Source organism: Pseudomonas sp. SAR267, from assembly GCF_052077595.1.
In the GTDB taxonomy this organism is placed as follows: domain Bacteria; phylum Pseudomonadota; class Gammaproteobacteria; order Pseudomonadales; family Pseudomonadaceae; genus Aquipseudomonas; species Aquipseudomonas vlassakiae.
Genome location: NZ_JBQIHU010000001.1, coordinates 5074961 through 5100114 on the forward strand (window position 1 = coordinate 5074961; position 25154 = coordinate 5100114).

Here is a 25154-nt window from a genome sequence, read left to right on the forward strand (position 1 = left end):
CTGGCTGAGGCGCAGGTTACAGCCTTGTCAGGCAGCCTGTTCGGCATCGCCCAGGTCGCGCATCAGCAGGCCGTACTCCAGCGCAACCTGCTCGGGAATCGGCAGGTACACCACATGGCCGTCGCCGGGCGCAACATCGATGGCGTGCTGTTGGCGGTCGAACAGGCGGTGCAGGTCGAAGTGGTAGTTGCCACGCGGGGTCATCAACTCCAGGTGGTCACCCAAAGCGAAGCGGTTCTTGACCTTGACCTCGGCCAGGCCATCGACGCGCAAGCCCGTCAGCTCGCCGACGAACTGCTGGCGCTCAGACAGCGAGTTGCCGCGCAGGTAGTTCTGGTATTCGTCGTGTACATGGCGGCGCAGGAAGCCTTCGGTATAGCCGCGCTGGGCCAGCGATTCGAGGTTGTCCATCAAGGCCATGTCGAACGGCCTACCGGCTGCCGCGTCGTCGATGGCCTTGCGGTAGGACTGCACGGCCCGGGCGCAGTAGAAGTGACTCTTGGTCCGCCCTTCGATCTTCAGCGAGTGCACACCCATGGCCGCCAGGCGCTCGACGTGCTGGATGGCGCGCAGGTCCTTGGCATTCATGATGTAGGTGCCATGCTCGTCCTCGAAGGTGGGCATCTCGCTGCCTGGGCGATTGCTCTCCTGCAACAGGAACACCTGCTGGGTGGGCGCGCCCAGGCCCAGGGTCGGCTCGACCTCTCGGACGATGTCGCCGGTGGCGTTTTCCGTGGCTGGGGTGGCCTGGTATTTCCAGCGGCAGGCATTGGTGCAAGTGCCCTGGTTGGCATCGCGCTTGTTCAGGTAACCGGACAGCAGGCAGCGACCGGAGTAGGCCATGCACAGTGCGCCGTGGACGAACACTTCCAACTCCATGGCCGGTACCTGCTGGCGGATTTCCTCGATCTCCTCCAGCGACAGTTCACGCGACAGGATCACCCGGCTCAGGCCCATCTGCTGCCAGAACTGCACGCTGGCCCAGTTGACCGTATTGGCCTGCACCGACAGGTGCACCGGCATCTGCGGAAAATGCTGGCGCACCAGCATGATCAGCCCGGGGTCGGACATGATCAGCGCATCGGGCGCCATCTCGATCACCGGTGCCAGGTCCTTGAGGAAGGTCTTCAACTTGGCATTGTGCGGCGCGATGTTGACCACCACGTAGAAACGCTTGCCCTGGGCATGCGCTTCGTTGATGCCCAGCGCCAGGTTGGCGTGGTCGAATTCGTTGTTGCGCACCCTCAGGCTGTAACGCGGCTGGCCGGCGTAGACCGCATCGGCACCGTAGGCGAAGGCATAGCGCATGGTCTTGAGGCTGCCGGCGGGGGCAAGTAGTTCGGGCTTGGCAGGTAGGGTCATGGGCGCACCGGGGCAAAGGCGCGGATGCTAGCGGCTGGCCGGGGCCGTGGTATTGATTTGAATCAACGGCAGGGTGGCACTTTTGCCCAGGCGGTGTGCACTAATGACCATGACCCCTGAGGAGTTGCCATGAACCAAGACGCCCTGCAGAACAAAGCCCTGGCCGTACTCCTGACCCTGGTGACCATCGCCTTCGTGTGGATCCTGCTGCCGTATTACGGCGCCATCTTCTGGGCCGTGATTCTCGGCATCCTGTTCGCACCGTTGCAGCGTCACCTGCTGATCCGCTTCGGCCGCCGACGCAATCTGGCGGCGGCCTGTACCGTGCTGGTGTGCCTGCTGGTGGCCGTGCTGCCAGTGATCATCACCAGCGCCTTGCTGGTGCAGGAAGGCGCCACCCTGTACCAGCGAATCGAGAGTGGGCAGCTGGACATCGCCGGCTACGTCGAGCGCGGCAAGGACATGCTCCCGGCCTTTGCCCAACACGGTCTGGATCGCATGGGCATGGGCAACCTGGACGGGCTGCGTGACAAGATCACCAAATGGGCCACCCAGGGCAGCCAGGTGCTGGCCAGCCAGGCATTCAACTTTGGCCAGGGCACCTTCGAGTTTGTGGTGAGCTTCGGCATCATGATGTACCTGTTGTTCTTCTTCCTGCGCGAGGGGGCCGACGTGGCGCGCCGGGTGCGCCTGGCCGTGCCGTTGCCGGAACACCAGAAGCGCCGGCTGCAGTTGAAGTTCAACCGGGTGGTAAGGGCTACGGTCAAGGGCAATGTGCTGGTGGCCATCACCCAGGGTGCGCTGGGTGGTTTGATCTTCTGGGTGCTGGATATCCCCAGTGCGTTGGTCTGGGCAGTACTGATGGCATTCCTGTCGCTATTGCCAGCGGTCGGCGCGGGGATTGTCTGGGCGCCGGTGGCAGCCTACTTCCTGTTGACTGGGGCGATTCTGCCAGGGTTGATCCTGACCGCGTTCGGCGTGCTGGTGATCGGCCTGGTGGACAATCTGCTGCGGCCGATCCTGGTGGGCAAGGACACGCGGATGCCCGATTACCTGATCCTGGTGTCCACCCTGGGCGGGCTCGCGGTATTCGGGCTCAACGGCTTCGTGATCGGGCCGTTGATTGCGGCGTTGTTCGTTTCCAGCTGGGCGATCTTCGCTGCGGCCAAGCCGCAGGTGCAGTTACCGTCCTGAGACGGTATCAGCGGAAGCTGAACGAAACCCCGGCATACACGCCGAAGCCTTCGCCCGGTGTCGAGCGGGCAACGTCCTTGCCGGCATCGTTGTACCCCGGCGTCACGGTCGCCGCGTAGCGTTGGTTGGTCAGGTTGCGCAGGTCCAGCCAGGTCTGCCAGTCCTGCTTCGGCGAATCCCAGCCCAGGCGAGCGCCGAACAAGGCGTAGGCGTCGGCGTGGTAGCTGTTGGCGTAGTCGACTTGGACTTTCGACGCCATCTGCGTGTTGACCCCGGCGTAGAACCCGCTCGGCCAGTCGTAGCGCAGTTCCGCCTGGTAGTAGTGCATGGGGATGCCAGGTAGGCGGTTGTCGCCGAATTTGTCGTCGTCGCGGTAGTGGAAGTCGCTGAAGGTGTAGGCCTGGCGCAGGCTCAGCTTGCCCGTGCCGGGTTGCTCCCAGAGGAGGCTGTCCAGGCCGGCTTCGACGCCTTGGTGTACGGTGGGGCTGGCGTTGTATTCGCCAGTGATGCCTGGGGCCAGCTCCACTGCCAGCAGTTCGTGACGCACCTGGGCGTAGTACCAGGCCAGGTCCCAGCGGCCGAGCAGTGATTCACCGCGGGCGCCGAGCTCCAGCGTGGTTGCGGTCTGGTTCTGCATCTCGATGGGCTGGAACTTGGTCGGTGCGCTCCAGATCAGCGACCATGGGTGAGGCGGTTCGACCGAGCGGCTGAGATTGCCGTAAACCTGCAGGTCCGGGCGAATGTCGTAACGCAGGCCCACACGCGGGGCATAGTCCCAGTCATGCTGGCTGACTTTGCCGCCATCGGCGGGGTAAGTCACATCGCTTTCACGTCGGGTATAGATCACCGCAAGTCCCGTGGTCAGCCACAGGTTGGGGACCAGTTCCAGATCATTGCCAAGGTGCAGCACGGTGTCCGAACCCTGGTAGGTGAAGTCACGCGTGCGCGCGCCGACCACGTCATTGACCCGGGAGAACTGCGAGGCGCCACTGTTGGGCAGGTGCTTGGTGGTGCGCCAGCCAACGGTGGTCTTGCTCTCATGGCCAAGCAGGGTGTCACGCCGGAAGTAGTTCAGCGTGCCACTGACATCGGTGTAGGCCACCTTCAGGCGCATGGCGCCCTCGCGCAGGTCCATCGGGTAGTCGTGATAGACCAGCCCGGCCTCCAGCCGCGAATCGTCGTCGAGGAAGAAGGTGGTCTTGTTGCCCACCCAGGTGCTGCCCGGTTGCGGGCGGCTGTCGTTGCGCGACAGATAGCCTGGGTTGGCAGCGCGAGGGTCATGTCTGATCTGGTCCTTGGTCAGGCGCCCGGCCAGTTCGTTTTCGGTTTCCCGGTAGCGCAGGTAGAAGCGCGTTTCCAGGTTCGGGTTGAAGCGGTAGCCGACATTGGCGGCAATGCCTTTCGAGCTGCCGCTGCTGTGGTCCTGATAGCCGTCGTACTCCGAGTCGGTCAGGGCCACGTAATAATCGAGGTTGCCCAGTACTTGCCCGGAACTGATCTGCCGGTGCTGGTAGCCTCGGCTGCCGACCTCGTATCGCACCTGCAGCGGCGCGGCGTCGTAACCGGTATGGGTCACATAGTTGACGGCCCCGCCCAGGGCCAGCGAGCCTTGATCGAAACCGTTGGCCCCGCGCAGTACTTCGGCACGGCTCAGCCACAGGGGTTCGAACAGCTCGTAGGGCGTACCGCCCGGGCCTGTCAGCGGCAGGCCGTCGAACATCGTGTAGACCCCGGAGCCATGGGCTCCAGGCGCACGGTTGATGCCCGAGCCGCGGATCGACAACTTGATGCCATCGTTACCCGCGGACTGGGCGAACACGCCAGGTTGATAGGCCAGCACGTCCTGATTGCTGGCCACCCGTCCTTGCCCCACCTTGTCCATGTCGACCAGGTTGCTGGCGCCTGGGATCTCACGCAGACGCTCGGCGGCAGTCTCCAGTTCGGTCTGTTGCCGATCATCGATCAGTACTTGGTCGAGTTCGATATTGCCAGCGGCCTGGGCGGCGCTGGTGACCAGCAGGGCCAGCAGCGAAAGGGGGAGGGTGGGGCGCATTTCAGGGGTTCCAGATCGATAAGCGGGATTCTGACGCTGCAAGTGTCAGACGAAGCACAGCTTTCGTTGTGTAACCTTTGAAAAAGAAAAACCCCGCCGAGGCGGGGTTTTGCGTATTGCCGAGTGATCAGCCCAGCAGTTGCAGGCCGGCGTGCTGGACCATGTCCAACAGAGGCTGCGGGTATACACCGAGGACGAAGGCGAGGATGGCGATGGCCAGCAGCATCACGCCACCTGTGCGCTGTTCCCACTTCAGCGGGGCGTCGTGGCGACGCAGGTTGGGCTCGACCAGGTACAGGGTGACCATGACGCGCAGATAGTAGTAGACACCGATGGCGCTACCGATCACCAGCGCACCGACCAGCCACCACAGCTGCGATTCAACGCCGGTGGCGATGATGTAGAACTTGCCGATGAAGCCAGCGGTCAGCGGGATACCCGCCAGCGACAGCATCATCACGGTCAGCACCGCGGTCAGGTACGGGCGGCGCCAGAACAGGCCGCGGTACTCGTACAGGGCGTCGGCGTCACGGCCGGCGTAAGGCGACGACATCAAGGTGATGACACCGAAGGCACCGAGGCTGGTGATCACGTAGGTGACCAGGTACACGCCCATGGCTTCCAGGGCCAGGCCCTTGCTGGCGACCAGGGCGATGACCAGGTAGCCGAAGTGGGCGATGGACGAGTAACCGAGCAGGCGCTTGAGGTTGCTCTGGGTCAGTGCCAGCAGGTTACCGATCAGGATCGACGCTACCGCGATCACGGCCAGGACGGTGCTCAGCACGCCGCTGCTAGCAGCAGGGGAGAGCATGAACAGACGCACGACCACGGCGAATACCGCAACCTTGCTGGCGGTGGCGAGGAACGCGGCGACCGGCGCCGGGGCGCCTTCGTACACGTCCGGGGTCCACAGGTGGAACGGTACCAGCGACAGCTTGAAGGCCAGGCCGACCAGCATCATGCCCAGGCCCAGCTGCGCCAGCAGGCTTGGCATGCTGGTGGCGGCCAGGGCCTTGCCCAGCTGGTCGAAGGTCAGGCTGCCAGCGTCGGCGTACAGCAGGGCCATGCCGAACAGCAGGAAGGCGGAGCCTGCGGCCGACAGCACCATGTACTTGATGCCAGCTTCCAGCGAACGCTTGTTGAAGAAGGCGTATGCCACCAGGCCATAGACCGGTACCGACAGCAGCTCCAGGCCGATGAACAGGCCGGCCAGGTGGTTGGCGCTGACCAGCACCAGGCCACCGAGGGCAGACATCAGCAGCAGCAGGTACAGCTCTTCACGGTTGCCCGGGAACCCCTTGGAGCCTTCGCCGAGGTAGGCGTGGGCGAGGGTGACGCAAGCCAGCGTGGCCACCAGGATGATCGCCATGTACAGGCAGGCGAACTTGTCGATGGTGACCAGCGAGGTCACCGCCAAGGGCGCGACTTTCAGTGCCGGCAGGATCGACAGCAGGGCCAGGTTCAGGCCCACGGTAGACAGCAGGAAGGTCTGCGAGTGGTTGCGCTTCCAGGCGATCGCCAGCATCACCACCACGGTGGTGATGGTGGTGATCAGCATCGGCGCCAATGCGATGAAGTGTTGAGTGGTGAATTCCATAGCGCTCTTACCGGGCCGAAGCGAGTTGAGTGAAAGCGGAACCGAGCCACTGCTGCACGCCGGACATGGTGGCGGCAGAGGTATCGAGGAACGGCTGCGGATACACGCCCAGCAGGATCAGCAGTACCGCCAGGCCCAGCACCATGACCAGCTCGCGACCGTCCATGCCGGCCAGCACGGTGTCGGCCTTGGCCGGGCCGAAGTAGGCGCGGTGGATCATGATCAGCGAGTACACCGAACCGAATACCAGGCCGGTGGTGGCGATCACGGTGATCCACGGTACATGCACGAAGCTGCCGATCAGGATCAGGAACTCGCCGACGAAGTTACCGGTACCTGGCAGGCCCAGCGACGCGGCGGCGAAGAACAGGCTGATGGCTGGCAGGTAGGCAATGCGGTGCCACAGGCCGCCCATCTGGCGCATGTCACGGGTGTGCAGGCGCTCGTACAGCTGGCCGGACAGGATGAACAGCGCGGCAGCCGACAGGCCGTGGGCCAGCATCTGGATCACCGCGCCTTGCAGGGCCTGCTGGCTGCCGGAGTAGATACCGATCAGCACGAAGCCCATGTGCGAAACGCTGGAGAAGGCGATCAGGCGCTTGATGTCGGTCTGCGCGAAGGCCAGGAAGGCACCGTAGAAGATACCGATCAGGCCCAGGGTCATGGCGATCGGCGCAAACTCGGCCGAGGCGTTCGGGAACAGCGGCAGGGCGAAGCGCAGCAGGCCATAGGCCGCGGTCTTCAGCAAGATACCGGCCAGGTCTACGGAACCTGCGGTCGGCGCCTGGGCGTGAGCGTCAGGCAGCCAGGAGTGGAACGGCACCACCGGCAGCTTCACCGCGAAGGCGATGAAGAAGCCCAGCATCAGCAGGTACTCGGTACCGGCCGGCAGCTCGGCCTTGAGCAGGTCGCTGTAGTTGAAGGTGATCACGCCGGTGTTGCTGTAGTTGACCAGCACCAGGCCCAGGATCGCCACCAGCATGATCAGGCCACTGGCCTGGGTGAAGATGAAGAACTTGGTCGCCGCGTAGATCCGGGTCTTCTTGCCATCTGCCGAGCTGTGACCCCAGAGCGCGATGAGGAAGTACATCGGCACCAGCATCATTTCCCAGAAGAAGAAGAACAGGAACAGGTCCAGGGCCAGGAACACACCGACCACGCCGCCGAGGATCCACATCAGGTTGAGGTGGAAGAAGCCGACGTGGCGCTGGATCTCTTTCCAGGAGCACAGTACCGACAGCACACCGAGCAGGCCGGTGAGCAGGATCATCAGCAGCGACAGGCCATCGAGGGCCAGGTGGATACTGATGCCGAAGCGCTGGATCCACTGGACTTTGTATTCCAGGGCCCAGGCAGGCTCGCCACCCGGGGCGGGCGCCAGGGTGTAGTCGCCGTTGGCCCACAGGTACAGGCCGATGCCGAGCAGCAGGGACATGGTCAGCAGCGCGATCCAGCGCGGCAGGGTGGCGCCGAAGCGCTCACCCAGCCAGCACAGGAGGCCGCCGATGAAGGGGATCAGGATCAGCCAAGGCAAAATCATGACGGGTTGGTTTCCTTTCGCAGAGTCGCAAGGTTCGCAAAGTTCATGGTCATACCGCTGCCACTACCACAGCGCCGAGTACCAGCACTGCACCAACGGCGATCGAAGCGGTGTACCAGCGCAGCTGGCCGGTCTCGGTCTTGCTCATGGCGACGTTACCGCCGCGAGCCAGGCGCGGGATCAGGCCTATGCTGCGGTCAACCGGATCCTTGCGCAGGACGTGGCTGATCAGCAGGTAAGGTTTGACGAACAGCTTGTCGTAGATCCAGTCGAAGCCCCAGGCAGCGAACCACCAGGCCGACAGCACCCGACCGATGCCGCTGTTGGCGACCGCGCTGACGAAGCTGCGCTTGCCCAGGAACAGCAGGGCCGACAGCAGGATGCCGGCGATGGCGATGGCACCCGAGGTGATCTCCAGCGCGTGCTTGGCTTCGCCACCGGCATGGCCGGCGCTTTCTGGCAGTACACCGGCCAGCGGCGGGGTGATCCAGGCGCCGACGAAGGTCGACAGCACGATCAGCACGCCCAGCGGCAACCAGTGGCTGATGCCGTGGCCAGCGTGGGCTTCGGTCTTGGCTTCACCGTGGAAGGCGATGAAGATCAGGCGGAAGGTATACAGCGAGGTCATGAACGCACCGACCAGGCCGGCGTACAGCAGGCCGGTGTTACCGCTGGCGAAGGCTTCCCAGAGGATCTCGTCCTTGGAGTAGAAGCCCACGGTCACGATCGGCAAGGCTGCCAGGGCAGCGCCACCGACCACGAAGCTGGCATAGGCCAGTGGCAGCTTCTTCCACAGGCCGCCCATCTTGAAGATGTTCTGCTCGTGGTGGCAGGCAACGATTACCGCACCGGAGGCCAGGAACAGCAGGGCCTTGAAGAAGGCGTGGGTCATCAGGTGGAAGATCGCCGCGTCCCAGGCGCCCACGCCCAGGGCGAGGAACATGTAGCCGATCTGGCTCATGGTCGAGTAGGCGAGGATACGCTTGATGTCGGTTTGCACCAGCGCGGCGAAGCCGGCCAGTACCAGGGTCACGCCACCTACCACGCCTACCAGGTGCAGGATGTCCGGCGCCAGCAGGAACAGACCGTTGGTACGGGCGATCAGGTACACGCCCGCGGTCACCATGGTTGCCGCGTGGATCAGTGCCGAAACCGGGGTCGGGCCCGCCATCGCGTCGGCCAGCCAGGTCTGCAGCGGCAGCTGGGCCGATTTACCGACCGCGCCACCCAGCAGCATCAGGGTCGCCAGGACCATCCAGGTGTCGCCAGCCTGGAATTTCTGCGGTGCCAGCACCAGCAGTTCCTGCACGTTCAGGGTACCCAGCTGGGCGAACAGGATGAACAGGCCGATGGCCATGAACACGTCGCCGATACGGGTGACGATGAACGCCTTGAGTGCCGCATTACCGTTGTTGCGGTTGCTGTAGTAGAAACCGATCAACAGGTACGAGCACAGGCCCACGCCTTCCCAGCCGAAGTAGATGAACAGCAGGTTATCGCCGAGGATCAGGAACAGCATGCTGGCGATGAACAGGTTGGTGTACGAGAAGAAGCGCGAGTAGCCGGCTTCGCCACGCATGTACCAGGAGGCGAACAGGTGGATCAGGAAGCCGACACCGGTGACCACGCCGAGCATGGTGACCGACAGGCCGTCCAGGTACAGGGTGAAGTTCGGCGCGAAGCCGTCCACCGACATCCACTGCCAGAGCAGCTGGCTGTAGGCGCCACCCTCAGGCGGGGCGACGTTGAACTGCCAGATGACGTAGGCGGCGGTGGCGGCCGACAGGCCCACCGAGCCGACGCCGATCAGGGCGGACAGGTTCTCCGAGAACCGCCCGCGCGAGAACGACAGCAGCAGGAAGCCGACTAAGGGGAAGACGAAAGTCAGGAAGAGAAGGTTCATCCGCGCATCTCACTGGCAGCATCGATGTCGAGAGTGTGGAAGCGGCGATACAGCTGCAGCAGGATCGCCAGGCCAATGCTGGCCTCGGCGGCTGCCAGGCTGATCACCAGAATGAACATCACCTGGCCGTCGGGCTGGACCCAACGGGCACCGGCGACGATGAACGCCAGGGCAGAGGCGTTCATCATGACTTCCAGGCTCATGAGCACGAAGAGGATGTTGCGGCGGACCATCAGGCCAACCAGACCTAAGCAGAACAGGATGCCGGCGACTGCCAGACCATGTTCGAGAGGGATAGCACCCATGATTTACTCCTTCGCCTCGTTGCGGCCCAGGTGGAAGGCGGTGACGGCAGCAGCGAGCAGCAGCATCGAGGCCAGTTCGACCACCAGCAGGTACGGGCCGAACAGGCTGATACCCACTTCTTTCGCGCCGACGGTGGTACCGCTGATGGCCGCGCCGCTCGGCGCGACGAACAGCACGTACAGCAGCTCCAGCAGCAGCAGGGCGGCCAGGATCACCGGCCCGGCCCAGATGCCGGGCTTGAGCCAGCCCCGTTCCTGGGCGACCGAAGCTGGCCCGAGGTTGAGCATCATCACCACGAAGACGAACAGCACCATGATGGCGCCGGCGTAGGCGATCACTTCCAGGGCGCCGGCAAACGGCGCGCCCAAGGCGAAGAAGATCATCGCGACGGAGATCAGCGAGATGATCAGGTAAAGCAGGGCGTGCACGGGGTTGGTGCCCGTCACCACCCGGAGGGTGGAGACCACGGCGATCCCGGATGCGAAGTAGAAAGCGAATTCCATCTTTCTGTCCTTATGGGAGCAAGCTCTTCACGTTGATCGGCTCGGCTTCGTTCTGCGCAGCGCCCTTCGGCTTGCCAGCGATCGCCATACCCGCAACACGGTAGAAGTTGTAGTCAGGGTTCTTGCCGGGGCCGGAGATCAGCAGATCTTCTTTCTCGTACACCAGGTCCTGACGCTTGAACTCGGCCATTTCGAAATCCGGAGTCAGCTGGATCGCGGTGGTCGGGCACGCTTCTTCACACAGGCCACAGAAGATGCAGCGCGAGAAGTTGATGCGGAAGAACTCCGGGTACCAGCGGCCGTCCTCGGTCTCGGCCTTCTGCAGCGAAATGCAGCCGACCGGGCAGGCCACCGCGCAGAGGTTGCACGCTACGCAGCGCTCCTCGCCATCGGGGTCGCGGGTGAGGACGATGCGGCCGCGGTAGCGCGGCGGCAGGTACACGGGTTCTTCGGGGTACTGCAGGGTGTCGCGCTTGCGGAACCCGTGGGAGAACACCATTGCCAGGCTGCGCAGCTGGGTGCCGGTGCCCTTAACGATGTCGCCGATATACTTGAACATGGGTCAAATCCTCACTGGGCCGCGACGGCTGGCGTGTTGTAGAGCACGATCGCAGCGGTCACCAGCAAATTGATCAGGGTCAGCGGCAGGCAGAACTTCCAGCTGAAGTCCATCACCTGGTCATAGCGTGGGCGCGGGATCGAAGCGCGCAGCAGGATGAACAGCATGATGAAGAACGCAGTCTTCAGGGCGAACCACAGGAACGACAGTTGCGGCAGGATGCCGAACGGGCCGTGCCAGCCGCCGAAGAACAGGGTCACCAGCAGCGCCGAGATGAGGATGATGCCGATGTACTCACCGACGAAGAACATGCCCCATTTCATGCCGGCATACTCGATGTGGTAGCCGTCGGCCAGTTCCTGTTCCGCTTCCGGCTGGTCGAACGGGTGACGGTGGGTCACGGCGACGCCAGCGATGAAGAAGGTGCAGAAGCCGAAGAACTGCGGAATGATGAACCACAGGTTCTGAGCCTGGTATTCAACGATGTCGCGCATGTTGAACGAGCCCACCTGCACCACCACGCCCATCAGCGCCAGGCCCAGGAACACCTCGTACGACACGGTCTGTGCCGAGGCACGCAAGCTGCCCAGCAGGGCGTACTTGTTGTTCGACGACCAGCCGGCGAACAGCACCGCGTAGACCGACAGGCCGGCCATGGCGAAGAAGAACAGCAGGCCGATGTTCAGGTCGGCGACGCCCCACAGCGGGGTGATCGGGATCACGCAGAAGGCGATCAGCAGGGCGCTCATGGCCACCACTGGCGCCAGGGTGAAGATCATGCGATCGACGAAGGGCGGGTTCCAGTCTTCCTTGAAGAACATCTTCAGCATGTCGGCAGCGATCTGGAACATGCCGAACGGGCCGACACGGTTCGGACCGTAACGGTCCTGCCACCAGCCCAGCAGGCGGCGCTCGACGAAGCTGAGCAGCGCGCCGCACACCACCACCGCGAGCAGGACCACGATAGCCCGGACCACGGTGAGGATCACATCGATCACTTCGGGGGTGAACCAGCTCATTGTGCTGCCTCCTGCAGACCTTCGACGGATGCACCGAAGATGGCCGGCGGGATGCCGGCCAGGCCTTTGGGCAGGGCAACCAGGCCAGCGCCCAGTTCTTCATTGATGCGCAGCGGCAGGCGCAGAGCCACGCCTGCGACGTTCAGGCTCAGCAGGGCGCCGTCGTTGACCCCCAGGCGGTCGGCTTCGGACTTGGCCAGCGCCACGTAGGCGGACGGGATGCGCTCTTGCACCGGGGCTGCGCGCGAAGAACTCTCTTCGCTGCCGAACAGATGGAAGAACGGTACCGCAGTCCAGGTCCCACGGGCCGGGTTGAACGCGCCAGGGATGGCGGTGAACCAGTTCAGGCGATCGCCTTGCGATTCGATCAGGCGCACGCCCGGGTCACCGGCACGCAGGTGGCCGCCGACCTCGTCCTGAAACTTGTTCCAGGCTTGCGGCGAGTTCCAGCCTGGCGACCAGGCGAACGGCACCTGCTGACGCGGTTCGGCCGAACCCGAATAGCCTTCCATGGAGAAGGCGAACGCGGTGTCCTTGTCCTGCGGGGTACGCGGCTCGTGCACGCTGATGTTGGCGCGCATGGCAGTACGGCCGGAGTAGCGCAGCGGCTCACGGGCCAGCTTCATGCCCTTGATGCGGAACGCGGCGCTCGGCGCGGCGTTGACGATGCCGGCCAGTTGCGGGGCGGCTTCGGCGCAGGCACTGGTGACGTGGTCCAGCTGGGTCCAGTCGACCGGCTTGTTGAGCAGGGTGGCACGCAGGGCGTGCATCCAGCGCCAGCCTTCGTGAACCAGGATGCTGCTGTCCAGGTACTGCGGGTCGAACACCTGGAAGAAGCGCTGGGCGCGGCCTTCCTGGCTGACCAGGGTACCGTCGCCTTCGGCGAAGGATGCGGCCGGCAGCACCAGGTGGGCGCGGTCGACAGTGGCGGTCTTGGAGTGGTCGGCGACGATCACCACCTTGGCCGCAGCCAGGGCAGCATCGACCTTGGCGGCCGGTACGCGGGCGTACAAGTCGTTCTCCAGCACGACGATGGCGTCGGCCTTGCCGCTGATGACGGCATCCAGTGCGGCATCGACCGACTCGCCACCCATCATGGCCATACCGAGGCTGTTGGCCTCAGGTACCACCAGGCTCAGCGAACCGTTCTTCTCGCGCAGCTTCAGGGCCTTGGCGATGTTGGCGGCAGCTTCGATCAGTGCCGGGTCGGCCAGCGAAGTACCGGCCACGACCAGTGGGCGCTTGGCGGCGACCAAGGCATCGGCGATGCGTTGGGCCAGGGCCTTGGCTTCGTCGTCCAGGCCGGCGACTGCCGGTGCGCTCGGATCGATGGCGTGGGCCACGGCGAAACCGATGCGGGCCAGGTCCGCCGGGGCGGCATGCACGCATTCCTCGGCAACGTCGTCCAGCTTGGTTTCAGCCAGCGAGGCAATGAACAGCGGGTACAGCGCGTGCTGGCCGATGTTCTTCACGGCGGCGTCGAGCCACGGTTGAACCTTCATCGCTTCGGCCATGGCCTCGGCCTTGCCCTTGGTGGCCTGGCGTACGGCCAGGGCAACCCGGGCAGCGGTCTGGGTCAGGTCTTCACCGAGCACGAACACGGCGTCGTGGTCTTCGATGTCGCGCAGGGTCGGTACTGGCAGCGGGCTGTTGTTCAGCACGTCCAGGACCAGGCGGACGCGGGCCAGTTCGCCTGCTTCCATGCCGGAGTAGAAGTAGTCGGCGCCGACCAGCTCACGCAGGCCGTAGTTGCTTTCGAGGCTGGCGCGTGGCGAGCCGATACCGACGATGGTGCGGCCGCGCAGCAGGTCGGCGGCCTTGTCCAGCGCAGCGTCCAGGCCCAGCTTGGTGCCGTCGGCCAGGTGTGGCTGGCGCGGGCGGTCCTTGCGGTTGACATAGCCATAGCCGAAGCGGCCGCGGTCGCACAGGAAGTACTGGTTGACCGAACCGTTGAAGCGGTTCTCGATGCGACGCAGCTCGCCGTAGCGCTCGCCCGGGCTGATGTTGCAGCCGCTGGAGCAGCCATGGCAGATGCTTGGGGCGAACTGCATGTCCCACTTGCGGTTGTAGCGCTCGGAGTGGGTCTTGTCGGTGAACACGCCGGTCGGGCAGACCTCGGTCAGGTTGCCGGAGAACTCGCTTTCCAGCACGCCGTCTTCGACGCGGCCGAAGTACACGTTGTCGTGGGCGCCGTACACGCCCAGGTCGGTACCACCGGCATAGTCCTTGTAGTAGCGCACGCAGCGGTAGCAGGCGATGCAGCGGTTCATCTCATGGGCGATGAACGGGCCAAGGTCCTGGTTCTGGTGGGTACGCTTGGTGAAACGGTAGCGGCGCTCGTTGTGGCCGGTCATCACCGTCATGTCTTGCAGGTGGCAGTGACCGCCTTCCTCGCACACCGGGCAGTCGTGCGGGTGGTTGGTCATCAGCCATTCGACGACGCTGGCGCGGAACGCCTTGGACTCGTCATCGTCGATGGAAATCCAGGTGCCGTCGGAGGCAGGGGTCATGCAGGACATGACGATACGACCACGGGTGTCGTTCTCGTCGGTGTACTGCTTGACCGCACACTGCCGACAGGCGCCGACGCTACCAAGCGCCGGGTGCCAGCAGAAATAAGGGATGTCGAGGCCGAGCGACAGACACGCCTGTAACAGGTTGTCTGCACCGTTGACTTCGAGCGCTTTGCCGTCTACGTGGATAGTGGCCATTGTTCAAAGTTCTTCGTTGGCCCGCGTGAGCGGGCGTGGCTAATGGAAATCGGTGAGCTTGCGACACGCCACGATCGACTCGGGCCTGTCAGCTGGCGAGCGGCACGGGCCACCCGCCTTGTCATCTTGTTATGCGCCGACCACGATCGGCTTGGCCAGGTCAGGGCGCAGGCTGTCTGCAGCGGACGCTGGCGCGACACCAGCCTCGAACTCGGACCGGAAGTATTTGATAGCACTGCCCAACGGCTCGACGGCACCCGGTGCGTGAGCACAGAAGGTACGGCCCGGGCCGAGGAAGTTGACCAGGCCCAGCAGCGTCTCGATGTCTTCGGCGCGGCCCTGGCCTTTCTCCAGCGCGCGCAGCATCTTCACGCTCCACGGCAGGCCGTCACGGCACGGGGTGCACCAGCCGCACGACTCGCGGGCAAAGAACTCTTCCATGTTGCGCAGCAGCGAGACCATGTTGATGCTGTCGTCGACCGCCATGGCCAAGCCGGTACCCATACGGGTGCCGACCTTGGCGATGCCACCGGCATACATCTGGGCGTCGAGGTGCTCGGGCAGCAGGAAGCCGGTACCGGCGCCGCCAGGCTGCCAGCACTTGAGCTTGTAGCCGTCGCGCATGCCACCAGCGTAGTCTTCGAACAGCTCGCGGGCGGTAACGCCGAACGGCAGTTCCCACAGGCCCGGGTTCTTCACCTTGCCGGAGAAGCCCATCAGCTTGGTGCCGTGGTCTTCGCTGCCTTCACGGGCCAGCGACTTGTACCAGTCGTTGCCGTTGGCGACGATGGCCGGGACGTTGCACAGGGTCTCGACGTTGTTCACGCACGTCGGCTTGCCCCATACGCCAACGGCGGCCGGGAAGGGCGGCTTGGAGCGCGGGTTGGCGCGGCGGCCTTCGAGGGAGTTGATCAGTGCGGTTTCTTCACCGCAGATGTAGCGCCCGGCCCCGGTGTGCACGAACAGCTCGAAGTCGAAGCCCGAACCCAGGATGTTCTTGCCCAGCAGGCCTGCGGCCTTGGCTTCGTCGATGGCACGGTTGAGGTTCTTCGCCGCGGTGGTGTATTCGCCACGCAGGAAGATGTAGCCACGGTAGGCCTTCAGGGCGCGGGCGCTGATCAGCATGCCCTCGACCAGCAGATGGGGCTGTTGCTCCATCAGCATGCGGTCCTTCCAGGTGTTCGGTTCCATTTCGTCCGCGTTGCACAGCAGGTAGCGGATGTTCATGGATTCGTCTTTGGGCATCAGGCCCCACTTCACGCCAGTGGGGAAGCCAGCGCCACCGCGGCCCTTGAGGCCGGAGTCCTTGACGCTCTGCACGATGTCGTCGGCCGACATGTCGGCCAGCGCCTTGCGCGCGGCAGCGTAGCCGTTCTTCGACTCATACTCGGCCAGCCACACTGGCTCGCCGTCGTCACGCAGGCGCCAGGTCAGCGGGTGGGTTTCGGCCGAGCGCGCGATGCGGTTGGCCGGGCCGAAGGAAGTAATGGTCATACGTAACCCTCCAGCAGTTTGGAAACGCCAGCCGGCTGTACGTCACCAAAGGTGTCGTCGTCGATCATCAGCGCCGGGGCCTTGTCGCAGTTGCCCAGGCAGCACACCGGCAGCAGGGTGAAGCGCCCGTCCGCGGTAGTCTGGCCGAGGCCGATGCCCAGTTCGCTCTGGATCTGGCTGACCACCGATTCGTGGCCACCGATGTAGCAGACCATGCTGTCGCACACGCGGATGATGTGGCGGCCAACCGGCTGGCGGAAGATCTGGCTGTAGAACGTGGCCACACCCTCGACGTCGCTGGCGGGAATGCCCAGCACTTCGCCGATGGCGTGGATGGCGCCGTCCGGCACCCAGCCACGTTCCTTCTGGACGATCTTCAGGGCTTCGATGGACGCCGCGCGCGGGTCCTCGTAGTGATGCATTTCGTGCTCGATGGCCGAGCGCTCGGTTTCGCTCAGGGCGAAACGGTCTGTCTGGATAAGCGTGCTGTTCATGCTTAGCGGTCCACGTCAGCCATAACGAAGTCGATACTGCCCAGGTACGCAATCAGGTCGGCGACCATGCTGCCTTTGATCACCGAAGGGATCTGCTGCAGGTGCGGGTAGCTCGGAGTACGGATCCGGGTGCGGTAGCTCATGGTGCCGCCATCGCTCGTCAGGTAGTAACTGTTGATGCCCTTGGTCGCCTCGATCATCTGGAACGACTCGTTGGCCGGCATGACCGGGCCCCACGAGACCTGCAGGAAGTGCGTGATCAGGGTTTCGATGTGCTGCAGGGTGCGCTCTTTCGGCGGCGGCGTGGTCAGCGGGTGGTCCGCCTTGTACGGGCCTTCCGGCATGTTGCGCAGGCACTGGTCGATGATGCGGATACTCTGGCGCATCTCCTCGACACGGACCATGCAGCGATCGTAGGCATCGCCGTTGTGGGCCAGCGGTACTTCGAACTCGAAGTTCTCGTAGCCGGAGTACGGGCGCGCTTTGCGCAGGTCGAAGTCGCAGCCGGTGGCACGCAGGCCGGCACCGGTGGTACCCCAGGCCAGCGCTTCCTTGGTGTTGTACGCGGCAACACCAATGGTACGACCCTTGAGGATACTGTTGCGCAGGGCGGCCTTCTCGTACTCGTCGAGGCGCTTGGGCAGCCATTCGACGAAGTCCTTGACCAGCTTGTCCCAACCGCGTGGCAGGTCGTGGGCGACGCCACCGATGCGGTACCAGGCCGGGTGCAGGCGGAAACCGGTGATCGCCTCGATCACGGTGTAGGCGCGCTGGCGGTCGGTGAAGGTGAAGAACACCGGGGTCATGGCGCCGACGTCCTGGATGTAGGTACCCAGGAACAGCAGGTGGCTGGTGATACGGAAGAACTCGGCCAGCATCACGCGGATGGTGTCGACCTTCTGTGGCACCTTGATGCCGGCCAGCTTCTCGACCGCGAGCACGTACGGCAGGTTGTTCATCACCCCGCCGAGGTAGTCGATACGGTCGGTGTAGGGAATGAAGCTGTGCCAGGACTGGCGCTCGGCCATTTTTTCGGCACCACGGTGGTGGTAACCGATGTCCGGCACGCAGTCGACGATCTCTTCACCGTCCAGCTGCAGGACGATACGGAAGGCACCGTGGGCCGAAGGGTGGTTCGGGCCGAGGTTGAGGAACATGTAGTCCTCGTTGGCGCCCTGACGCTTCATGCCCCAGGCTTCCGGGTTGAAGCGCGCCGATTCCTCTTCAAGCTGCTGCTTGGCCAGGGTCAGGCTGTAGGGATCGAACTCGGTGGCGCGGGCAGGGTAGTCCTTGCGCAGCGGGTGACCTTCCCAGGTCGGCGGCATCATGATGCGGCTCAGGTGCGGGTGGCCGGCAAAGTCGATGCCGAACATGTCCCAGACTTCGCGCTCGTACCAGTTGGCGTTGGGCCAGATGCCGGTCACGGTCGGCAGGTTCAGGTCGCCTTCGCTGAGCGACACCTTGATCATCACATCGCTGTTACGTTCGATCGACAGCAAGTGGTAGAAAACGCTGAAGTCGGCAGCGGGCAGGCCGCGGCGCTGGGTGCGCAGGCGCTCGTCGACGCCGTGCAGGTCGTACAGCATGCTGTACGGCTTGGCGACGCCGCGCAGGAAGCTCAGCACTTCTTTGAGCTGGGCGCGCTTTACCCACAGCACAGGCATGCCGGTGCGGGTTTCCTGGGCGACGAATGCGTCGGCGCCAAAACGGTTGTGCAATTCGACGACCACATCCTGGTCGTCTGCCTTGTAAGGCGGAATGAAAATAGCGTTGTCCGCTGTCATGGTCTCGGTCGCTTTGGGTCAGCGTTAAGAATGAAGCCAGGCCGCCGGCTCTTTCGGGAGCGGGCGGCAGGTCGCTGGATCAGACTTCGTCGGGGCTGCGCAGGTTGGTAACCGCAATGCGCTGTTCACGACGCAGGTCCTTCTGGGCTGGCATCTCGGCACGGTAGATGCCTTGATCACCAACCACCCAGGAAAGCGGGCGTCGTTCTTGGCCAATCGACTCCTGCAGCAGCATCAAGCCTTGCAGGAAAGCCTCGGGGCGCGGCGGGCAGCCAGGCACGTAGACGTCCACGGGGAGGAACTTGTCGACCCCCTGAACGACCGAGTAGATGTCGTACATGCCACCGGAGTTGGCGCACGAACCCATGGAGATGACCCACTTCGGTTCGAGCATCTGCTCATACAGGCGCTGGATGATCGGCGCCATTTTGACGAAGCAGGTACCGGCGATGACCATGAAGTCGGCCTGACGCGGCGAGGCCCGGATGACTTCGGCGCCGAAGCGGGCGATGTCGTGGGGCGCCGTGAAGGCCGTGGTCATTTCCACGTAGCAGCAGGACAGGCCGAAGTTGTACGGCCAGAGGGAGTTCTTGCGACCCCAGTTGACCGCGCCACGCATCACATCTTCAAGCTTGCCCATGAAGATGTTCTTGTGGACCTGGTCCTCGAGCAGCTGGTCTGTGACGGTTTCCCGATCACCTACCGGGTACTGCTCGTTGGGCGCATCCGGATCGATTCTGGTGAGATTGTATTGCATTGCCAAAGCCTCATTGTTTCAGCTTCGCTTGCCGCTTGCGGCGACCTTCGGGTGCCCAGTCAAGAGCTCCGACGCGCCATAGGTAGACAAGACCAGCCAACAGAATTGCTATGAAAACGAGTGCTTCGACGAATCCGGTCCAGCCACTTTCGCGGACGGACACAGACCATGCATACAGGAAAAGGGCTTCGATATCGAAGATCACGAACAGCATCGCGACCAGATAGAATTTGGCGGACAGGCGCAGGCGGGCGCTGCCGACGGGCAGCATGCCGGATTCGAAAGGTTCGTTCTTGGCGCGGCCCCAGGCCTTGCTACCGAGCAGGCTGGACAGGCCGAGCATGAAGGCACACAGGCCGACGACACCCAGGAGGAAGATGGCAAAGCCCCAGTTGTGGGCGATGAGTCCTGCCGAATCGGACATGCTAGAAATCCTTATACAGAGACCCAGCTCTGCAGTCTGAAATAAGTAGAGCGGCGACGTGGTGTCGCAGGTGCAGTGACCAAATGTCGCAGCTGAATCAATCGGGCTGATTTTATGGGTAAACCCGGTGCAAGTAAAATTTCCGTTGCAAATTTATTCGTAGGATTTAGTACAAAACCCGCGCCTAACTGGCTGAAAGCCATGAGATTCGGGCATTGCATGCGGTTTTGTTAATTATGTTTCTTGCGAGTGGTAACGAATTACAAACTTCGGAATGATAATTGATATCATTTGATCTGATGCCTTTGAATTTGGCTGTTCTGTGCCTTGTAAAGTTCATCTGCAGATTCACCCTACTTGTAAATGCGAAAGACTCGTGTTCTAGCAGCTTCCGGTGCTGCGCGCACCGCTCTGGGTCAATACTTCAGCGCTTGAGCCATGACGGACTGACGAAGCGATCGCCCACTGGCCCAGCCAGTAGGCGAGGATGATCAAGTAGGGCGCGGCAGCGAACGGGCTGACGAAGCGGTCAATGCCGATCAGGCTGTCGGAGAAGACGAACAGGCAGGCCCCCAAAGCGGCGACACCCCCGCAGGCAAGCGCGCGCCAGAGCATGGCGCTGATGGCCAGGGCATAGACCGAGACCGGAGTCAGCAGCGGGCCAAGGCCGTGGCTGGCCAGTACGCCGAACAGGGTGACGCCGGTGATGACGCTTAGCAGCAGTGCGGGCAGGGCGGGGCGGATGGTCTTGCCGCAGTAGGCGCGCAGGTAGGCCAGGTGAGCGCAAAGGAACGCGGCCAGGCCGAACACGAACAGGTCGGCCGGGATGGCCAGGAGGATGTCGCCCAGTACCGAGAACGCCAGGCCGATGGTGATCCGGCGGCGATAGGGTGTAGCGGGGGCTGTGTATAGCCAGGCAATCAGTGCCATGACTGGAATGGGCTTGGCCAGCAGGCCGAGCAGCGCGTTGTCGCTGGCCACTGCATATAGATAGAGCGCGGCGGCGGCCAGGGCGAGCATCATCAGGTGGCTTGGACGGGGCATGGGCGGTCCTTGCTGCTGGGCTGCCACAAGCATAGCCCTGATCCTGGGAATTGCTTCAGCCTGTACTGGCCCTTTCGCGGGCGTGCCCGCGAAAGGGCCAGTACAGGAAAATGAAAAGCCCGGGGCTTTCGCAAGCCCCGGGCCTCAGTCAGCAAGCCACGATCAGTGGAACTGCTCTTCCTCGGTCGAACCGGTCAGTGCAGTCACCGACGAAGCGCCACCCTGGATCACGGTAGTCATGTCGTCGAAGTAGCCGGTGCCGACTTCCTGCTGGTGCGCCACGAAGGTGTAGCCCTTGTTGGCGTCGGCAAATTCCTGCTCTTGCAGCTTCACGTAGGCGGTCATGTCGTTGCGGGCGTAATCGTGCGCCAGGTTGAACATGCCGTGCCACATGTTGTGGATGCCGGCCAGGGTGATGAACTGGTGCTTGTAGCCCATGGCCGACAGCTCGCGCTGGAACTTGGCGATGGTCGCGTCGTCCAGGTTTTTCTTCCAGTTGAAGGAAGGCGAGCAGTTGTACGACAGGATCTGGTCCGGGTACTCCTTCTTGATCGCTTCGGCGAAGCGACGGGCTTCGTCCAGGTCCGGCTTGGCGGTCTCGCACCAGATCAGGTCGGCGTACGGGGCATAGGCCAGGCCGCGGGCGATGGCCTGGTCAAGGCCGGCACGCACCTTGTAGAAGCCTTCACGGGTACGCTCGCCGATCACGAACGGCTGGTCGTACGGGTCGCAGTCGCTGGTCAGCAGGTCGGCGGCGTTGGCGTCGGTACGGGCCAGGATGATGGTCGGTACACCCGATACGTCGGCAGCCAGGCGTGCGGCCACCAGCTTCTGCACCGCTTCCTGGGTCGGTACCAGTACCTTGCCACCCATGTGGCCGCATTTTTTCACCGAGGCCAGCTGGTCTTCGAAGTGCACGCCGGCGGCGCCTGCCTCGATCATGTTCTTCATCAGCTCGTAGGCGTTCAGCACGCCGCCGAAACCGGCTTCCGCGTCAGCCACGATCGGCGCGAAGTAGTCGATGTAGCCTTCATCGCCCGGGTTCTTGCCGGCTTTCCACTGGATCTGGTCGGCGCGGCGGAATGCATTGTTGATGCGCTTGACCACGGTCGGTACCGAGTCGACCGGGTACAGCGACTGGTCTGGGTACATGGATTCGGCCGAGTTGTTGTCGGCGGCCACTTGCCAGCCAGACAGGTAAATGGCCTGGATGCCGGCCTTGACCTGCTGCACTGCCTGGCCGCCGGTCAGGGCGCCCATGCAGTTGACGAAATCTTTTTCTGGGCGGAAGGACGGGTGGGCACCTTCGGTGACCAGCTTCCACAGTTTTTCTGCACCCAGGCGGGCCAGGGTGTGCTCCGGCTGCAGGGAGCCACGCAGGCGAACGACATCGGCGGCGGTGTAGGTACGGGTCACGCCTTTCCAGCGCGGGTTCTCGGCCCAGTCTTTCTCGAGGGCTGCAATTTGCTGTTCGCGTGTCAGTGCCATGGAAATAAACCTCGTCGCATCGATCTTGGGTTAATTGTGCTGATGCTCGGGGCTCATCAGGGACTGGCGGCTGTCCTGTGCGGGGGAATGCGGCGGCGAACGCGAAGGCTCGAAGGGGAAGGAGATGCAGGTCAGGCGCAGTTGCGCTCCGGCAGGTCGGCTCGTGGTTGCCTTGCTGCGGTGCTACGCGATTGCCAGAACTGCGGTGATGCGCTTCCGTCCCTCGGGACAACTTCTTCGTTGCAGTCGCAATCCCGTCGAACCGCCTTGTGGGCCGTATAGACACGAGGTGCCTCCAGGGGTGGGAGGAGGGCGCCTCGAAGGCCCTTGCCAGGGCCCCTGATTAGCGGGAGCGAGGCCATCATGCCCTTGGCAAAAAGACCCTGTCAAATGTTTTGTAGTGGTTTTTTTCTATTACTACATCTTTGGTCTAATGCGACTTGGCGGTCAGTTTCAAGGCCTTTGGTCGAGGCCTTGAATTGCCTGGGATCAGTCCAGAAGGTCGACTTTGACGCGCAAAGTCATGTTTTCACCCCGTTGCGTGCTGTAGGTGCGGCTTGAAGGGTTGCGGTCGGCTTGGCTCTGCTGGTTGTAGCCGGCCAGGGTGATCCACTCACCGAGCCTGCCGGTGATTGTCGTGTCGGTACTTTGCACTTTCACTACATCGGCACGTTCCTGGCTCACTCGGTCATTATTGCTGCTAATTTGCAGACGAACCGTATCTCCGCTCAAGCTCGGCGTGACGTAGAAACCCTGGGTCACATTGCGATATTCGGTGTTGCTCTGGATGCGCCCGTAGCCGTCGGTGCTGCTGCTGGTAATCGGGATGCTCTGGCCGATCTGGATCAATGCCGGCTGACCTTCGCTGGCCTGAATTTGCTGCAAGCCGCCATCGCGGTTACTGGTGCCGTAGCGGATGACCTGGCCGTTGCCGCGGGTGTCCTGATAGTTGCTGTCGTTGTTGTCGACACTGATCAGCAGGCGCTTGGGCGCGGTGTCCAACTGTTGCAGCAGCGTGCGCAGGTCATCGATGCGCTCGGGGCTGGCATTGACGATCAGCTTGTTCTCGAAAGCGCTCACCGTGCCGTCGCGGCCAATGAAGGCCTGTGCGGCGGGCAGCAGTTCGGCGCTGCTGCGATGCTGCAGGGGCACCACTTCGGTGGCGGCCTGGGCGGTGAGGCTGGCAGTCAGCAGCAGGGCAGTGAAGAGGGGGCGTAGCGGCATGTCCATGATCTCCGCAGGTGGAATCAACATGATGGCAAATTTGTCAGGAGTCTGCCGGGCTACGGCTTTTATCCTCAATTATCCGGCCAACTATAAAATATTGTCCGCCGGATAATTGAGGATAAAAGCCGTGGCGCTGCGGTGGCCGCTGTCAGACAAATTCCGTAACATCGCGCCCCTTGTTTTTCCGTACCGTCCGCCCGGACCGCACCACAGGATGCCCATGAAACCTGCCCGACTACGTGCCGACCTGCTCGCCGGCCTGACCACTTCGTTCGCTTTGGTGCCCGAGTGCATCGCCTTCGCCCTGGTGGCCCACCTCAATCCATTGATGGGCCTGTATGGCGCTTTCATCATCTGCACCCTGACGGCGCTGTTCGGTGGCCGCCCGGGGATGATCTCCGGTGCCGCAGGCTCGATGGCGGTGGTGATCGTCGCCCTGGTGGTGCAGCATGGTGTGCAATACCTGCTGGCCACCGTCCTGCTGGGCGGGGTGGTGATGATCCTGTTCGGCCTGCTGCGTTTGGGCAAACTGGTGCGGCTGGTGCCGTACCCGGTGATGCTCGGCTTCGTCAACGGCCTGGCGATCGTCATCGCCCTGGCCCAGCTCGAGCACTTCAAGGACGGTGGGCACTGGCTCAGTGGCGCACCGCTGTACCTGATGATCGGCCTGGTGGCGCTGACCATGCTGGTGGTCTATGTGTTGCCGAAACTGACCCGTGCGGTGCCGCCTGCGCTGGTGGCGATTCTCGGTGTTGGCATGCTGGTGTACCTGCTCGGCCTGCCGACCCGCACCCTCGGTGACATGGCGCATATTGCCGGTGGCCTGCCGCAGCTGGCCCTGCCGGCGGTGCCCTGGAACCTGGAAACCCCGAAAATCATCGTCCCCTACGCAGTGCTGATGGCCATGGTCGGCCTGCTGGAAACCCTGCTGACCCTCAACCTCACCGATGAGATCACCGAGAGCCGTGGCTACCCGGACCGCGAGTGCGTGGCGTTGGGGGCGGCCAACATGGTCTCCGGCCTGTGCGGTGGCATGGGGGGCTGCGCAATGATCGGCCAGACCGTGATCAACCTCAGCTCCAATGGCCGTGGCCGGTTGTCAGGCGTGGTAGCGGGGCTGATGATCTTGCTGTTCGTACTGTTCCTGTCGCCGCTGATCGAGCGCATTCCGCTGGCGGCGCTGGTCGGGGTGATGTTCGTGGTGGCCCAGCAGACCTTTGCCTGGGCCTCGTTGCGGGTGCTGCACAAGGTACCGGTGAGCGACGTGCTGGCGATCATCGCCGTGACCGTGGTGACGGTGTTCACCGACCTGGCGGTGGCGGTGCTGTTCGGCATTGTCATCGCGGCGGTCAACTTTGCCTGGCAGCATGCCCGTGAGCTGTATGCCGACAGCCACGAGGACGGGGAAGGGGGCAAGCATTACCAGGTGCATGGCACGTTGTTCTTTGCCTCGACCACACCGTTTCTCAACCAGTTCGACCCCGCCAATGACCCGGCCAAGGTCATCCTTGATTGCCAGCATCTGAGCTTTGTCGATTATTCGGCGATTGCGGCGTTGAAGACCTTGCGTGAGCGTTATGCCAAGGCGGGTAAGCATCTGCGGGTGGTGCATCTGTCGGAGCGTTGCAAGAAGCTGCTGAAGCGGGCTGGCGAGCAGCACTGACTATCGTTGTGGCCTGTACCGGCCTCTTCGCG

The 25154-nt window shown here is 63.3% G+C and carries 20 protein-coding genes; 2 read left to right on the forward strand and 18 right to left on the reverse strand.

Features of this window, described 5'->3' with window-relative positions; translation table 11 throughout:
• Positions 1-27 precede the first annotated feature (27 nt).
• On the reverse strand, positions 28-1362 hold the full coding sequence (trhP, locus tag ACTORR_RS23710; RefSeq protein ID WP_313365401.1) for a prephenate-dependent tRNA uridine(34) hydroxylase TrhP: 1335 nt from the start codon (positions 1360-1362) through the stop codon (positions 28-30).
• A 129-nt stretch (positions 1363-1491) separates the two neighbouring features.
• On the opposite strand from trhP, the gene ACTORR_RS23715 reads away from it, so the two are divergent.
• On the forward strand, positions 1492-2556 hold the full coding sequence (locus ACTORR_RS23715; RefSeq protein WP_054884876.1) for an AI-2E family transporter: 1065 nt from the start codon (positions 1492-1494) through the stop codon (positions 2554-2556).
• Positions 2557-2563: 7 nt separating this feature from the next.
• On the opposite strand, the gene ACTORR_RS23720 is transcribed toward ACTORR_RS23715, so the two are convergent.
• The 17 genes from ACTORR_RS23720 to ACTORR_RS23800 form a co-directional block, all read right to left on the reverse strand.
• Positions 2564-4609 (reverse strand): TonB-dependent receptor family protein, encoded by a 2046-nt coding sequence (locus tag ACTORR_RS23720; protein WP_313365402.1) that lies wholly within the window; start codon positions 4607-4609, stop codon positions 2564-2566.
• A 127-nt stretch (positions 4610-4736) separates the two neighbouring features.
• Positions 4737-6206: an NADH-quinone oxidoreductase subunit NuoN gene (gene nuoN, locus ACTORR_RS23725; RefSeq protein ID WP_054884878.1), complete on the reverse strand. Its 1470-nt coding sequence runs from the start codon at positions 6204-6206 to the stop codon at positions 4737-4739.
• Between the two features lie 7 nt (positions 6207-6213).
• Positions 6214-7746: an NADH-quinone oxidoreductase subunit M gene (nuoM, locus tag ACTORR_RS23730; protein WP_054884879.1), complete on the reverse strand. Its 1533-nt coding sequence runs from the start codon at positions 7744-7746 to the stop codon at positions 6214-6216.
• A gap of 49 nt (positions 7747-7795) precedes the next feature.
• Entirely contained in the window at positions 7796-9649 is a 1854-nt protein-coding gene (gene nuoL, locus ACTORR_RS23735; RefSeq protein WP_099815219.1) for an NADH-quinone oxidoreductase subunit L, read from the reverse strand.
• On the reverse strand, positions 9646-9954 hold the full coding sequence (nuoK, locus tag ACTORR_RS23740; protein ID WP_008096201.1) for an NADH-quinone oxidoreductase subunit NuoK: 309 nt from the start codon (positions 9952-9954) through the stop codon (positions 9646-9648). Before nuoK ends, nuoL begins: the two co-directional genes overlap by 4 nt.
• A 3-nt stretch (positions 9955-9957) precedes the next feature.
• Positions 9958-10458, reverse strand: coding sequence for an NADH-quinone oxidoreductase subunit J (nuoJ, locus tag ACTORR_RS23745; protein WP_054884881.1), 501 nt, complete (start codon positions 10456-10458; stop codon positions 9958-9960).
• 10 nt (positions 10459-10468) lie between these two features.
• The gene (nuoI, locus tag ACTORR_RS23750) at positions 10469-11017 is read right to left on the reverse strand and encodes an NADH-quinone oxidoreductase subunit NuoI (protein ID WP_016488223.1); all 549 of its coding nucleotides are present in this window, start codon (positions 11015-11017) and stop codon (positions 10469-10471) included.
• An 11-nt stretch (positions 11018-11028) separates the two neighbouring features.
• Complete coding sequence (gene nuoH / locus ACTORR_RS23755) at positions 11029-12036, reverse strand: NADH-quinone oxidoreductase subunit NuoH (protein WP_054884882.1); 1008 nt, start codon at positions 12034-12036, stop codon at positions 11029-11031.
• Entirely contained in the window at positions 12033-14747 is a 2715-nt protein-coding gene (gene nuoG, locus ACTORR_RS23760) for an NADH-quinone oxidoreductase subunit NuoG (protein ID WP_054884883.1), read from the reverse strand. The genes nuoH and nuoG overlap by 4 nt, the downstream gene beginning before the upstream one ends.
• Before the next feature lie 129 nt (positions 14748-14876).
• The gene (gene nuoF, locus ACTORR_RS23765; protein ID WP_054884884.1) at positions 14877-16241 is read right to left on the reverse strand and encodes an NADH-quinone oxidoreductase subunit NuoF; all 1365 of its coding nucleotides are present in this window, start codon (positions 16239-16241) and stop codon (positions 14877-14879) included.
• A complete protein-coding gene (gene nuoE / locus ACTORR_RS23770) occupies positions 16238-16735 on the reverse strand; it encodes an NADH-quinone oxidoreductase subunit NuoE (RefSeq protein ID WP_003251433.1) in 498 nt (165 codons plus the stop codon). The genes nuoF and nuoE overlap by 4 nt, the downstream gene beginning before the upstream one ends.
• A gap of 2 nt (positions 16736-16737) precedes the next feature.
• Entirely contained in the window at positions 16738-18519 is a 1782-nt protein-coding gene (gene nuoC / locus ACTORR_RS23775) for an NADH-quinone oxidoreductase subunit C/D (protein WP_054884885.1), read from the reverse strand.
• 79 nt (positions 18520-18598) lie between these two features.
• A complete protein-coding gene (locus ACTORR_RS23780; RefSeq protein WP_027920598.1) occupies positions 18599-19276 on the reverse strand; it encodes a NuoB/complex I 20 kDa subunit family protein in 678 nt (225 codons plus the stop codon).
• Between the two features lie 10 nt (positions 19277-19286).
• Positions 19287-19700, reverse strand: a complete 414-nt coding sequence (locus tag ACTORR_RS23785; protein WP_011534614.1) for an NADH-quinone oxidoreductase subunit A — start codon at positions 19698-19700, stop codon at positions 19287-19289.
• 381 nt (positions 19701-20081) lie between these two features.
• Positions 20082-20744, reverse strand: a complete 663-nt coding sequence (locus ACTORR_RS23790) for a lysoplasmalogenase (RefSeq protein ID WP_313365784.1) — start codon at positions 20742-20744, stop codon at positions 20082-20084.
• 162 nt (positions 20745-20906) lie between these two features.
• Positions 20907-22232, reverse strand: a complete 1326-nt coding sequence (gene aceA / locus ACTORR_RS23795) for an isocitrate lyase (protein ID WP_054884886.1) — start codon at positions 22230-22232, stop codon at positions 20907-20909.
• Between the two features lie 489 nt (positions 22233-22721).
• Positions 22722-23456, reverse strand: coding sequence for a secretin N-terminal domain-containing protein (locus ACTORR_RS23800; RefSeq protein ID WP_054884976.1), 735 nt, complete (start codon positions 23454-23456; stop codon positions 22722-22724).
• A 223-nt stretch (positions 23457-23679) separates the two neighbouring features.
• On the opposite strand from ACTORR_RS23800, the gene ACTORR_RS23805 reads away from it, so the two are divergent.
• Positions 23680-25122, forward strand: a complete 1443-nt coding sequence (locus ACTORR_RS23805) for a SulP family inorganic anion transporter (protein ID WP_441343920.1) — start codon at positions 23680-23682, stop codon at positions 25120-25122.
• Positions 25123-25154: the final 32 nt, after the last annotated feature.